Raw genomic sequence first — 13,409 nt, forward strand, 5'->3', positions numbered from 1 at the left:
CTTATCCCCAGAATCTCATCAACCCTTCGGGAAGGGGAATCATTAGGTAGGTGGAGAAAATAAAATATATGGTTAGTGATGCGAGTATGGATACGGCCAGGGATAGAAGAAGCGAAGCCTTCCTGGAAAGCATAAGAACGAAAATACCAACGGCGAGGCTAACCGCTGCGCCCAGGAATTCACTGGTGAGGATATAGAAAATAATCATCACGCAGGGAAGAAGTGACGCCAGGAGCGACCGGATAGGAAGCGGCCGGTTATTGCCCGGAGTGTTGCTGGCATACTGCGTCTTTAAAATGGGGACCTGCTTTACCGAAAGGAACAAACCACCTATAAGAAACCCTCCCCCAATGAGGGAGGGAAACAGAGATGGCCCAAATTGCAGGCTAGCCATCGTCGGGTACTGTTGGGCTACATAGATGACGATGCAGCCCGACAGCATGAAGGCTAGCCCCAAGATGAAATCTCTCATCTAGCAATCCTTACTTGCCCAGACCGACGTTCTCGATGATCTCACCGTAGACCGCGTCCATCTCGACCATCAGCTGGCCGAACTCTTCCGCGTTACGCCACTCGGTGCCGAACCCCTGCTGGGACATGAAGTCCTGATAGGTATCGCTGTTGTAAGCTGCTTCCAGTGCGGTCTCCAGCGTAGCGACGACCTCGGGATCCATTCCCTTTGGCCCAGCAATGCCGCGCCATTCGCCGACAAGATAGTCGCTGCCGATCGCCTCCTGGATAGTCGGAACGTCAGGGAAGCTCTCGATGCGCTCCGGTCCCATCACACCCAGGCTCTTGGCACGTCCCGCTTCGATCATCGAACGTGCTTCAGGAACAGAGCTCGGAACGATCTCCAGGCCGCCAGCGGCAAGTTCGGTCATGGCCGGTGCGGCGCCCTGACTGGGAATCCAGGTGACGCGGTCAGCTTCCATACCCTGATCCATCAGGAAACCGGCGAAGGCCAGGTGCCAGACGCCCCCCAGACCGGTACCGGACGCCTGGAAGGTTCCCTTGGGTTCTTCCCGGATGGCTGCTACCAGGTCTTCCAGAGACTCATAGGGAGCATCTGCGCGGACCTGAATCCCCGGGTAGTCGAAGTTGATCTGCCCGATTGGGGTGTAGTCTTCGTAGGTCAGGTTGGTCAGCCCCTGCCAGTGCATCATGTTGAGCTCGCCAGTCACCAGGCCCAGCGTGTAGCCATCGGGGCGAGCCGTGGCCATGGCGCTATGACCGACGACGCCGCTGCCGCCTGTGCGGTTGACGACGTTGACCGTCTGGCCAAGCTCTTCTTCGAGTGCGGTGGCAATGGTCCGCGCGGTGGCGTCTGTGCCTCCACCGGCCGCCCAGGGGACGATGATGGTGATGGGCTTTTCCGGATAGGCAGCAAAGGCAGAACTGGAGGCTGCGAGCAACAGCGTTGCGGTGACGGTCTTGACGGTTTTTGTGTTGATTATGGCTTTCATTGGCATGCCTGGATCGTCTAATTATGGATTGTAGGGAGTAACGAATCTAGCATGCTGTGTTCATTGCGTACAATGAACGTTTTTTAGACTTTAGTTTAGTTCCCGGCCGAAAAAGGGCTCTTTTGTGAGCCACGGATTCACGCGGAAGAAAAGGCGATAAGTGCTCGGGTCGGCCAAGAAAAAGATACCCGTGGCGAGGCCGTAGAGAGGCAGAAAAGACTATAAAAACATTCAATAACAGATGGTTGTGAGAGGTGCCGGTTGGCGGTGGGGACTATTGCTCTACCCTGACCGACAGACACAATGGTGGACTCTTGTTGGCCACCAGCGGCTCAGATCGCCAGAAAGATGACGGCGATAAGGGAGGGTAGACAAGAGTCATCGCCGTCTAGGAATTGCCTTTGTTAGTGCAAATCCGGAATAGAAAACGACCCGATGCATGGCGAACCTGGTTGGAGGAGCATGGCGGTAGCAAGCCTACAAGGAGGTCCCCTACAGGTGCGCGAGAGCCAGGTGCCGAGTGGGGGCAGGGCACCTGGCATTGGTAGACGCTGCTTGTCAAAGATAATTCGTCGTCGGCCAAGCCCCTACAGCAATGACTTCTCTATCCGCCGGGGCTGCGAAGATATTCCGGGATATCGACTTCCGGGTTATCGCGAAACTGCTCCAAACGATGCTGTACCTTGGACTCTGACGCCGTGAGATGCTTGAACAGGGAATGGCGAGCCTGAGTCGGCTTCCGCGAAAGCATCAAACTGAAAACTTCGCGATGCTCGTCAAAGAAGGGATCGCTCTGAGGAAAGTCGATCTTGCTCCCGAGAAGGTGTTTGCTTATCAAGAGGATGGGGCGGGTACGTTGAAGCATGGTAACGATTTCATCGTTACCCCCCGCTATCATGGCATGTTGATGCAGGTCGTTTTCCAGTTCGTCGAGAAGCTCTCCCCGGATGTTCGGGTATTGGTTTTCTGCGCTATCGAGCCGGTCAATGTAGCGTTTGATATCGGCACTGGGCAGTTTTTCGGTGGCTTGGGCGATCATGAAGGGCTCAAGCTGTTGTCGAGCCTCGTATAGCTGATGCAGTCTGTCATCATCCAGTGGTACCACTGTCCAGCTACTGTACTTGTTGTTTTCAACAACACCCAGGGACTGAAGGTGAAGTAGAATCTTTTGAGTCGTGGTTCGGCTAACATCGAGAAACTTTGCCAGTTTTAGTTCGTTTAGCTCCATACGACCTAGCATGGAGCAGAGAACGATATCGCGTTCGATTTCTTCGGCAAACTTTCGCCAGGAGTCGGTCCGGCGGACCGCCATCTTTCCGCTGGATTGTGCGAAGTCCTTCTCGGTGAGTTGGCGTCTGATAACGTCAGAAGGCTGACTCCCCACCAGGTAGCCCCTGCCATCAAAGCGGCTGATCTTTCCTTCATTGTGAAGCCGTTCCAGCGTCTGACGCACAGGGGACCGACTAATCTTGAAAAGCTCGGAAATATTACTTTCCAGCAGAACAAGCCCCGTTTCGAGGCTACCGCTTTCCATGCTCTCGGTTAATATGTGGTAGAGCTGATCCTTTAGCGTACCCATCTCGACTCTCCAATACCGTGTCGCAACAATTCTTTTTAGCTTTTGTTGTGGTGGTTTTCCGGCCTTGCGCTTGAAGCTTGCCATGATGAGATGGCGATAGTGTCAATGGAGGGGTCTACCCTTCAAGAAACCGTATTCGCTTGGCTCAGATCATTGTTCGTCGGCTTGCCTACCGCTAGCGCCAAAGGGCCTGAAGCCGAGCGCTGTAAGACTGATCGCCTGGCATCGGGCCTCGCAGGGGCGGTCTTTTCGTCGTCGGACAGACTGTCCTCGACCCATTTGGCCTTGGCCCCCCGGGGCCCGCAATACCCTGGCCGGCTAGCGTAAAGGACTGCATCGGCGAGACGTGCATCCCCTGCCTGCTGCGTACCGCCGTCACGCGCAGGGGGCACTCGCGGCAAGCTTTCGTTGCGCTGGTGTCCGTGACCCATGGCCGCTGCAGTCAAGGCGTCGGCCTAGGTCACGGCGCCGACCATCCACGGGACGAACTCATTGTTGCCATACCCCAGGGTTTCGCTAGCGCTGGATTCGCCCGATGCGACCGCGATGATCCGCTCGAAGATCATCTCGCCGACCTCTTCGACACTCGCCATGCCGTCAGCGATAACGCCACAGTTGATATCCATGTCTTCGGACATGCGTTCATACATGGCGGTATTTGTCGCGAGTTTGATGGACGGAGCCGGCTTGTAGCCTGATACCGAACCTCGTCCCGTCGTGAAGCACACCATATTGGAACCGGATGCGATCTGCCCTGTCACCGATACCGGGTCGTAGCCCGGGCTGTCCATGAAATTGAACCCCGGCTGCGTGCGTGGCTGGGCATACTCAAGTACGTCGTTGAGACTGGTCGATCCGCCCTTGGCGACGGCACCCAGCGATTTTTCCAGGATCGTCGACAGACCTCCGGCCTTGTTTCCCGGAGACGGGTTGTTATTCAGCTCGGCGCCATTGATCTCTGTGTAGTGCTTCCACCAGGCGATGCGATCCAGGAGCTTGCTTGCCACGTCCTTGCTGATGGCTCGATCCAGGAGAAGATGCTCGGCGCCATAGATTTCGGGAGTTTCGCTGAGGATCACGCTCCCACCATGCTTGACGATGAGGTCCGCAGCGTGCCCGAGGGCCGGGTTCGCGGTGATGCCCGAGTAGCCGTCTGAACCGCCGCACTGAAGCGCTACGGTAAGGTTGCTGAGAGGGCTGGGTTGGCGCTCGGCTCTTGGATGGCTACGGGCCATATCGAGGATCTTGTCGCGCGCCAGTTCGATACTTGCCCTGGTGCCACCAACATCCTGGATGTTGAAGTAGTAGAGACGAGATGTATCGGTCAATCCCGATTTTTCCACCAATTGCTTGACCTGATTGGTCTCGCAGCCGAGTCCAATGATCAACACGAAGGCGAAGTTCGGGTGTCTTGCATAGCCTGCGATGACGCGCTCCAGAAAGGCGAAGCCTTCTGTTTCGGTATTCATGGCACAGCCGGAGCCATGGGTTACCGGAACGACGCCGTCATAGCCCAGGGCTTCGACCTCTCCGGATGCATTGAGCTGTTCTGCGGCCATCTTTGCGACCGTTGCCGAGCAGTTCACCGTGGAGAGGATGCCAATATAGTTTCTTGTTCCCGTCTGGCCGTCCGAGCGTAGATAACCATTGAAATTCCGCTCGCTCTCGTCGGCGTTGGTCATCGCTGCCGGCGAAAATCCTTCCAGAGAAGTGGTCCGCTCGAGCATCGAAACGTTGTGCGTATGCACATGCTCGCCCTGAGCGATATCACTGCTGGCGTTGCCGATGACCTGGCCATATTTGGTGATGCTGTCGCCAGCAGCGATTGCCTTCAAGGCAACCTTGTGGCCCGCGTCAATATTCTGCAAGGACAGGTTCGAATCGTCGTCAATCGGCATACCTTTCGGCAGGGCACGAGTGGCGACCCCGACATTGTCCTGGGGATGCAAACGAATGACAGCAGGCGTGTTGTTAATTAGCTGCATGGACGGCCTCTGGAAGAGAAATCACAAACTGGCGGAAAGCCTATCAGCTTTGGCAATCGTGGCGATTAGACTATAGTCTCACAAAATGATCATTGCGCGCAATGATCATTTGCTTTAGCTTTGGCCCCGCATGCTGCCCGGTCGCCCTCACCAGGGCCGATAAAAAACAGCGACAACAGGTGACTCGATGAAACAAGCAAAAGCATTATTGACCGCTGCAACCTTTACGCTTTCAACAGGCGCCATGGTGTTTGCCGCTGGTACCGCTCACGCAGCGACCACGCTGCGACTTGGCCACACTTTCAATCCTGGTGAAGCTAGCTATGAACTGCTGGGTGAGCTGGGCGAACGGGTAGAAGAAAGGACCGATGGCGAGCTCAAGGTTCAGGTCTTCCCGAGTGAGCAGCTAGGTTCCGAGGTACAGCTGCTCCAGCAGTCCAAGAACGGCTCCATCGACATTGTCGTGCCGGGGTACTCCGGTGCCAGTACGCTTCTCCCCGCGATGGAGATTTCAAACGCGCCTTTCATCTTCCAGAGCTGGGATGAAGCAAGGCATATCCTCGAGGGGGAGGCCTATCAGCCGATCTTTGACGAGCTGAAGGAGCAGCATAACCTGGTACCTCTGGCAAAGACCTGGTACTGGGGCTGGCGCAACCTCACCTTCAACGGTGATGAGGTGCATAGCGTCGAAGATATGAAGGGCCTCAAGGTGCGCGTGCCCGAGTCGCCGGCGTGGGTAGAAATGGTAAAAGCCTTCGACGCCTCACCCACCCCGATTCCGTTCAGCGAGGTCTACCTGGCGCTCCAGCAGGGGACTGTCGATGGACAGGAGAATCCGATTCCCACCATCTATTCCCGCAAGTTCTATGAAGTTCAGGATCAACTGGTCATGAGCAGGCACATGCTGCAGAGCCAGGTTGTCCTGATGAACTCGCAGAAGTTCGAGTCACTGTCGGAAAGCCATCAGGAAATTCTCCGAGAGGTCGTTCAAGAGCTTGCCCAGGAGAACTACGAGCTGCAGACCGAGCGTGAAGGTTCCATGCTCGAAGAGCTTCGTGCGGGTGGCAACATCAACGTCATCGAAGATATCGACCGTGCCTCCTTCGAGGAAGCCGCAGTGCAAGCCAGGGAAAACCTGGTCGATCGCTGGGGTGAAGAAGACTATCGTCGCGTCATGACCGCGATTGAAAACTATCGCAACTAACTACTGCTACCTCCCGCCTTGCCTCGCCGAGTTGACGCGCTGGGCAAGGCGGCGATTGGTCAATGGTGATACATGACTAGTTTTCTCGTAAAAGTGAACAGCGGTCTGCTTGCGACCGAGAAGGTGTCCATCGGCGTGATCCTCGGTGTGATGGCACTGCTTCTCACACTGGGGGTGGCATTTCGATACATTCTTGGTGCTCCCTTTGTCTGGAGCGAAAGTGTGTCGAAACTATTGATTGTCTGGCTGACATTTGTCGGAACCAGTGTGGCTTTTGCTGAAAAGCAGCATATCACCGTAGATTCAGTGGTAGCTGCGATGCCGAGAAGCATAAGAAGTGTGGTACATACCCTAGTGCTCGTCCTTTCTATCGTGATTCTTGGCGCCATGGCGTTCCTCGGATACGAGTACTGTCAGACGGTTGCCAGCAGTACCTCTCCTATTCTGGGGATCTCGCTTGCCTGGTTCGCCTATGCGATGCCGATATTCTTTGTGTTCAGTGTTTTTCATTTAATGGTGAACGCTGTGGTCGAATGCTCTTTCAATGCATTCGAAACCGACCTGGAAAATGTATAGGTGTGAAATGCTGATTATTATACTCGCTATACTTTTTTCCCTGATCCTCCTTGGTATGCCGATCGCCCTGGCGATGCTCGGCGCCTCTGTCGTATCCATTATTTCTCTGGATATTCCGCTGAATGTTCTGGCTCAGCGGGTTTCTTCCGGGGTCGAATCCTTTCCACTGTTGGCAATACCGCTGTTCATGCTCGCCGGCGGCATCATGAACAAGAGTGGCATCAGCGAACGGCTTTTTGACTTTACACGGTCGCTGGTAGGCCACTTGAGAGGCGGGCTCGCCCACGTCAACGTTCTCTCCAGCGTCTTGATGGCGGGCATTTCCGGGTCTTCTCTTGCCGACTGTGCAGCCACCACGCGGGTCATGGTCCCGCAGATGGAGCGAAACGGCTACGATCGGGGATTCTCGGTTGCGCTGACCGCCTCTTCTGCCACGCTGTCGCCGATCATTCCGCCTTCGATCCTGATGGTGGTGTACGGCTGGCAGGCCAATATCTCCATCGGCGATCTTTTCATTGCGGGCATCTTGCCAGGCCTTCTGATCGCCCTGCTGCTGACCCTTCTTATCACCGGTATCAGCGTCGTCAAGCAATACCCGAAGGATGAAGGCTTCCAACGTTCTCGCGTGGCCAGCTACTTCAAGAAGTCGGTATGGGCGCTACTGATGCCCGTGCTGATCATCGTCGGCTTTCGGATGGGGATCTTTACGGTTACCGAAGTTGCCGCTGTCGCTGTCGCGTATTCCTTCTTCGTCGGAAAGTTTGTCTACAAGACATTAAGCTGGAAGGATATGGGCGGGCTGCTTGTCTCAACATCTCGTGAAGCTGCTTCCATCCTGATTATTATCGCTGCCTCGGCCCCCTTGGCCTGGTCGCTGAGCATTCTGCAAGCGCCGCAGGAGGTGGTTACATGGATTACAGGGCTGACGGACGATCCGTTGATGGTGCTGTTGCTGCTTAACCTTGCGTTGCTGGTTATCGGCATGTTCATGGAAACCATCGCCGTGATCATCGTCCTCGTTCCGATCTTGATTCCGCTGCTGAACGCTCTGGATATCAGTCTCGTCCATTTCGGCGTCATCATGCTCTTCAATCTCTTGATCGGGCAGATCACTCCGCCTCTCGGGGTGCTGATGTTCGTGAGCTGTAATATCGCCAGGCTGAATACCTTGCAATTCCTGAGGTCCTCGCTTCCCTTCTTCCTGGTGCTGCTGCTTGCGCTGCTGGTTATTACTTATATTCCTGGCTTTTCCCTTGCGTTTATTAATTAACAAGGTAGATATTCATGCATATTGTACAAGTGGTAAACGATAGTAACGAGGTCGTTGCGGCTATCGTCAACGGCGATGAGCTTGAACTGCTGGCACAACCTCTCTACACCATTGCGCTTCATGCGGCGAACCAGGAGCGTAAGCTGGACGCTGTGCTGTCCGAATTTCGCACGGATGCCACCCTGTCCTACGACGAGGCCATCAGCGAGGGCCGTCTTCGCGCACCGATCACCCACCCCGAGCCTGCCAACCTGCTGTTGACCGGGACCGGTCTGACCCATCTTGGCAGCGCGGCTCCGCGTAGCCAGATGCATGAAGGCGAGAACGTCGAGGCGAAGACGGCACAGCCCACCGATACTCAGCGCATGTTTGACCTGGGTGTCGCCGGAGGGAAGCCCGCAGCAGGCGAGGTCGGTGCGCAGCCTGAATGGTTCTACAAGGGCACGGGTCATACGCTACGCGCCCCTTTTGCCGAGATCACGATGCCGGACTTCGCCCTGGATGGTGGGGAGGAAGCCGAGCTTGCCGGGATTTACATCGTCAATGACCAAGGCCGAATCTTCAGAGTCGGCTTCTCCCTGGCAAACGAGTTTTCCGATCATGTGACGGAAAAACAGAACTACCTGTATCTGGCGCATTCAAAACTGCGCGATTGCAGCATCGGTCCCGAAATCTTCGTTGGCGAACTCCCCGAGGAGATCAAGGGAAATGTGTCATTGCATCGGGGTGGCGAACAGCTTTGGCATCGCCCCTTCATGAGCGGTGAAAAGCACATGTGTCATTCGGTGAGTAACCTTGAATACCACCACTTCAAGTATGCAACCTTTTGTCAGCCGAACCAGTTGCATGTTCACTTTTTTGGCGCCGCGGTACTGAGCTTCGGTGATGATATTGCCCTTGAAGATGGTGATGAAATGCGTATCGAGTGTGATATCACCACGCGCCCGTTGAGCAATGTGCTGAAGCGCGTGTCAGCGTCAAAGCCGGTAATCGAGTCGCTTTAAGGCAAATTTTCAAGGAGTTTTTATGTATTCATTGGAAGGAAAGCAGCTGATCGGCAGCCAGGCCATCGAGGCCAAGGGCGAGCCCATCCACGCCGTCAATCCGGCCACCGGTGAGACCCTCGAGCCTGGCTACAAGGCGGGTTCCAAGGCCGAGGTCGAGCGCGCCTGCGAACTGGCCTGGGCGGCCTTCGATAGCTACCGCGAGACCGGCCTCGAGGCCCGAGCGACCTTTCTCGAGACCATCGCCGACGAGATCGAGGCGCTCGGTGATGCCCTGATCGAGCGGGCCATGCAGGAGTCCGGCCTGCCCCAGGCACGTCTTGAGGGCGAGCGCGGCCGTACCTGCGGCCAGCTACGTCTGTTCGCCTCGGTGGTGCGCGCCGGCGAATGGCTCGACGTGCGGCACGATCCAGCCCTGCCGGACCGTGAACCGATGCCGCGGGTCGACCTGCGCCAGCGCCACATCGCGCTGGGTCCGGTGGCGGTATTCGGCGCCTCCAACTTCCCACTGGCGTTCTCGGTGGCCGGTGGCGACACCGCCTCGGCCCTGGCTGCCGGCTGCCCGGTGGTGGTCAAGGCCCACTCGGCCCACCCCGGCACCTCGGAGCTGGTCGGCCGCGCGCTGCAGAAGGCGGTGGCCCGCTGTGAACTGCCGGAAGGCGTGTTCTCGCTGCTGTTCGGTTCCGGTCGCGAGGTCGGCCAGGGGCTGGTCAGCGACGCGCGGATCAAGGCGGTGGGCTTCACCGGCTCGCGCAGCGGTGGCACCGCCCTGATGAAGACCGCCCAGGCGCGTCCCGAGCCGATCCCGGTGTACGCCGAGATGAGCTCGATCAATCCGGTGTTCCTGCTGCCCGAGGCGCTCAAGGCCCGTGGCAAGGCGCTGGGCGAGGCCTTTGTCGGCTCGCTGACCATGGGTGCCGGTCAGTTCTGCACCAACCCGGGGCTGGTGATCGCGGTCAAGGGCGAGGCGCTCGACGGCTTCGTCGAAGCCGCCGCCGAAGCGGTCAAGGGCGCCGGCGCCCAGACCATGCTGACGCCGGGCATCCACGACGCCTACACCCAGGGCGTCAGCACCCTGGGCGGCAGCGACAAGGCCCGTGAAGTGGCGCGCGGCCCCCAGGGCGACGGCCCCAACCAGTGCCAGGCCGGCCTGTTCGTGGCCAAGGCCAGCGACTTCCTCAATGATGAGGCGCTGCAGGCCGAGGTGTTCGGTTCGACCTCGCTGGTGGTCGAGTGTGCCGACCTGGACGAGGTCAAGGCACTGGCCGAGGGGCTCGAGGGCCAGCTGACCGCGACCCTGCAGATGGACGACGGCGATATCGACGCGGCCCGTGGCCTGCTGCCGATCCTCGAGCGGCGAGCCGGACGGGTGATGGCCAACGGCTGGCCCACCGGGGTCGAGGTGTGCCACGCCATGGTCCATGGTGGCCCCTATCCGGCCACCTCTGACTCGCGCACCACCTCGGTCGGCAGTGCCGCCATCTACCGCTTCCTGCGCCCGGTGTGCTATCAGAACCTGCCGGACGCCCTGCTGCCGCAGGCGCTCAAGGACGGCAACCCGCTGAACGTCAGCCGCCTGGTGGATGGCAAGCGCGAGAGCTGAGCCTTTCCCATCAGTCGCTGTCGATGAAGAAAATCACCGTCATTGAGGTGAGCGCTGGGCGCCCGGATCGAGTAGCTTGTAAGGGATAGCGTCTACCCAACTACTCTGAAATGGGTATTCCTGCCCGCTGCTGAAGGAGAAGGATGATGGCGAGACGTCGTGCAGCCTCCCCGATGGCTCAATGGGGTACGCCCCTTGGCTACTGGATGATGGGGATGAAGATGACCCAGATGCTGGTCGAGGCCCAGATGGTGATCGGCATGCGACTGATGGGGATGAAAGGGCTCTGGTCGGTGGCTCCCGGCGAGGACCTGCGCATGGTCACCGAGAAGATGACGGCCTTTACCCAGGCCGCCATGGCCGCCCAGCGGGCGGCGATCAGCGGCCGCAGCCCCGACCAGGTGCTGACGGCGGCGATCAAACCCTTGGGGCGCAAGACATCCTCCAACACCCGGCGGTTGAGCAAGCGAGGGCCCAGCTGGCCGACCTGAGCGTCGTTTCACAGGCGTTCGTCTCAAAGGCAGGGTACAGGCCGTCTGTGGACCTGACCTTGTAGGTGCGAGCTTGCGGGTATGAGCTTGCAGGCGTCAGCTTGCAGGCGTCAGCAAGGCAAGTGCCGCGGGCGGTATCATATGCCCGCGGCAGTCGCCATAATGGGGCTGCACATTCTTGCGGAACCCCTCCCCATGTCAGATTCCCGCCGTCGTGGTACACCGCCGCGCTCCAGCAATGACAAGCCGTCTACGCATCGCTCTTCGAACAGCGCCTCGAACGACGCTGCGAACAGCCGCTCTCGAAGTGCTGCCAGCAAGTCCTCGCGGTCGACCTCGTCGGGACGATCTCGTCAGGGCCACGGCTCACCCAAGGTCGCCATGGGTGAGGTGGCGGATCTGCGGGTGGTGCAGGTCACCGACTTCGGCGCCTTTCTCGACTGGGGCCACGAGCGTGACCTGCTGCTGCCACTCAGCGAACAGCGCCTGACGCCGGCCGTGGGCCGGCGTGTACTGGTCAAGGTCAGCGAGGACCGCAGCGGACGGCCGGTGGCCTCCCAGCGTCTCGAGCGCTACATCACCGATCACAGCGATGACCATCGTGCCGGCGATGAGGTCGCCCTGGTCATCGCCGACACCACCGACCTGGGGGTCAAGGCGGTGGTCGATCACCGCTGCTGGGGGCTGATCTATCACGATGAGATCAGCCGCCCGCTGCGCCGCGGCCAGCGCCTGACAGGCTACGTCAAGCGGGTGCGCGAGGATGGCCGGCTGGACCTGTCGCTGCTGCCGCCGGGCTCGGCCCGTCTGGACGTGGTCGGCGAACAGGTGCTCAAGGCACTGCGCGACGCTGGCGGCTACCTGCCGCTGTCGGACAAGAGTCAGGCCGCCGAGATCAAGGCGCGCCTGGGCGTCAGCAAGAATGCCTACAAGCAGGCCATCGGTAGGCTCTACAAGCGACGCCTGATCATCATCGAGGACAGCGGGGTGCGCCTGGCGCCCAGGGACTCAGGCGCCACCGCGACCAGCGACGGCGACGGCGACTGAAGTGAGTCTGAATCGGCGTGTCGCCGGGTGAAGGCAAGCGGCCGACAGCGACTGACCTTGGTGGTGCCTGGGGTGTCGGGCATACTTGACGGCATCTACCGCTAGCGGACGACCCCCGAATGACCAATCGCCCCCTTCGTGTCGGCGTGGTGATGGACCCCATCGACCAGCTGACCTACAAGAAAGACACCAGTCTCGCCATGCTGTGGTCCGCTCAGGATCGCGGCTGGTCGCTTTCCTACATGGAACAGGAAGACCTGTTCCTCAAGGAAGGCCGTGCCTATGCCCACCAGCGCCCGCTGCAGGTCCACCGCGACCCGCAGCACTGGTTCGACCTGGGCGAGGTCGAGTCGCGGCCGCTGGCGGAGCTCGACGTCATCCTGATGCGCAAGGACCCGCCGGTGGATGGCCACTTCCTCAACGCCGTGCATCTGCTGGCCTTCGCCGAGCGTGAGGGCGTGCTGATGGTCAACCCGACCCGGCCGCTGTTCGAGTGCAACGAAAAGCTGTTCGCCCAGCAGTTCCCGCAGTGCTGCACACCGACCCTGGTGTCCTGTCGCGACAGCGAGATCCGCGCCTTCCAGGCCGAGCACGGCGACGTCATCTTGAAGCCGCTGGACGGCATGGGTGGCAGCGGTATCTTCCACATCGGCCCCGAGGGTCGCAACCTGGGAGCGGTGATCGAGACCCTGACCGAACGCGGCCGGCGCCAGATCATGGCACAGCGCTTTCTGCCGGAGATCAAGGACGGCGACACCCGTATCCTGCTGGTGGACGGCGAGCCGGTGCCCTTTGGTCTGGCGCGGATCCCGTCCGCCGGCGAGACCCGCGGCAACCTGGCCGCCGGCGGCCGCGGCGTCAGCCGCGAGCTGACCGATCGCGACTACTGGCTGGTCGAGCAGGTCAAACCGGTGATCAAGGAGAAGGGCCTGATGTTCGTCGGTCTCGACGTGATCGGTGACTACATTACCGAGATCAATGTCACCAGCCCGACCTGCGTGCGCGAGATCGATGACCAGCGCGGCACAGACATCGCCGGCCTGCTGATGGACGCCATCGAGCGTCGCCTGGCGGCGCGCGGCTAGACCGTCGATCACGTCGAGTTTTCCCCACAGTCACTGAGCGCCATGCCCCCGGATGGTACACTGGGGGCATCCTGCCGGGCCGTCGGGGCGACGACTCGCCCT

Annotated in this window: 12 protein-coding genes; 8 read left to right on the forward strand and 4 right to left on the reverse strand. The window is 59.2% G+C overall.

Going from position 1 to position 13,409, the window contains the following annotated elements:
• Position 1: 1 nt before the first annotated feature.
• The 4 genes from KUW00_RS00860 to KUW00_RS00875 form a co-directional block, all read right to left on the reverse strand.
• Complete coding sequence (locus KUW00_RS00860) at positions 2-472, reverse strand: tripartite tricarboxylate transporter TctB family protein (RefSeq protein WP_222568016.1); 471 nt, start codon at positions 470-472, stop codon at positions 2-4.
• Positions 473-482: 10 nt separating this feature from the next.
• A complete protein-coding gene (locus tag KUW00_RS00865; protein ID WP_045995210.1) occupies positions 483-1,463 on the reverse strand; it encodes a tripartite tricarboxylate transporter substrate binding protein in 981 nt (326 codons plus the stop codon).
• A 604-nt stretch (positions 1,464-2,067) separates the two neighbouring features.
• A complete protein-coding gene (locus KUW00_RS00870; protein ID WP_231498553.1) occupies positions 2,068-3,126 on the reverse strand; it encodes a GntR family transcriptional regulator in 1,059 nt (352 codons plus the stop codon).
• 371 nt (positions 3,127-3,497) lie between these two features.
• Positions 3,498-5,027, reverse strand: a complete 1,530-nt coding sequence (locus tag KUW00_RS00875; RefSeq protein WP_222568017.1) for a UxaA family hydrolase — start codon at positions 5,025-5,027, stop codon at positions 3,498-3,500.
• Between the two features lie 187 nt (positions 5,028-5,214).
• Between KUW00_RS00875 and KUW00_RS00880 the strand changes: the two genes are divergently transcribed.
• From KUW00_RS00880 to gshB, 8 genes are all read left to right on the forward strand, one after another.
• A complete protein-coding gene (locus KUW00_RS00880) occupies positions 5,215-6,231 on the forward strand; it encodes a TRAP transporter substrate-binding protein (RefSeq protein ID WP_222568018.1) in 1,017 nt (338 codons plus the stop codon).
• A 72-nt stretch (positions 6,232-6,303) separates the two neighbouring features.
• A complete protein-coding gene (locus tag KUW00_RS00885) occupies positions 6,304-6,807 on the forward strand; it encodes a TRAP transporter small permease (protein ID WP_222568019.1) in 504 nt (167 codons plus the stop codon).
• A gap of 7 nt (positions 6,808-6,814) precedes the next feature.
• Positions 6,815-8,077 (forward strand): TRAP transporter large permease, encoded by a 1,263-nt coding sequence (locus KUW00_RS00890; protein ID WP_222568020.1) that lies wholly within the window; start codon positions 6,815-6,817, stop codon positions 8,075-8,077.
• A 14-nt stretch (positions 8,078-8,091) separates the two neighbouring features.
• Complete coding sequence (gene araD1, locus KUW00_RS00895) at positions 8,092-9,081, forward strand: AraD1 family protein (protein WP_222568021.1); 990 nt, start codon at positions 8,092-8,094, stop codon at positions 9,079-9,081.
• A gap of 22 nt (positions 9,082-9,103) precedes the next feature.
• Positions 9,104-10,684: an aldehyde dehydrogenase (NADP(+)) gene (locus KUW00_RS00900; RefSeq protein WP_222568022.1), complete on the forward strand. Its 1,581-nt coding sequence runs from the start codon at positions 9,104-9,106 to the stop codon at positions 10,682-10,684.
• Between the two features lie 146 nt (positions 10,685-10,830).
• On the forward strand, positions 10,831-11,175 hold the full coding sequence (locus KUW00_RS00905; protein ID WP_222568023.1) for a hypothetical protein: 345 nt from the start codon (positions 10,831-10,833) through the stop codon (positions 11,173-11,175).
• Between the two features lie 381 nt (positions 11,176-11,556).
• Complete coding sequence (locus KUW00_RS00910; RefSeq protein ID WP_240184275.1) at positions 11,557-12,222, forward strand: S1 RNA-binding domain-containing protein; 666 nt, start codon at positions 11,557-11,559, stop codon at positions 12,220-12,222.
• A gap of 119 nt (positions 12,223-12,341) precedes the next feature.
• Positions 12,342-13,307, forward strand: coding sequence for a glutathione synthase (gene gshB, locus KUW00_RS00915; RefSeq protein WP_222568025.1), 966 nt, complete (start codon positions 12,342-12,344; stop codon positions 13,305-13,307).
• Positions 13,308-13,409 lie beyond the last annotated feature (102 nt).

It is taken from the genome of Halomonas sp. DP5N14-9 (genome assembly GCF_019802175.1).
GTDB classification, from domain to species: domain Bacteria; phylum Pseudomonadota; class Gammaproteobacteria; order Pseudomonadales; family Halomonadaceae; genus Halomonas; species Halomonas litopenaei.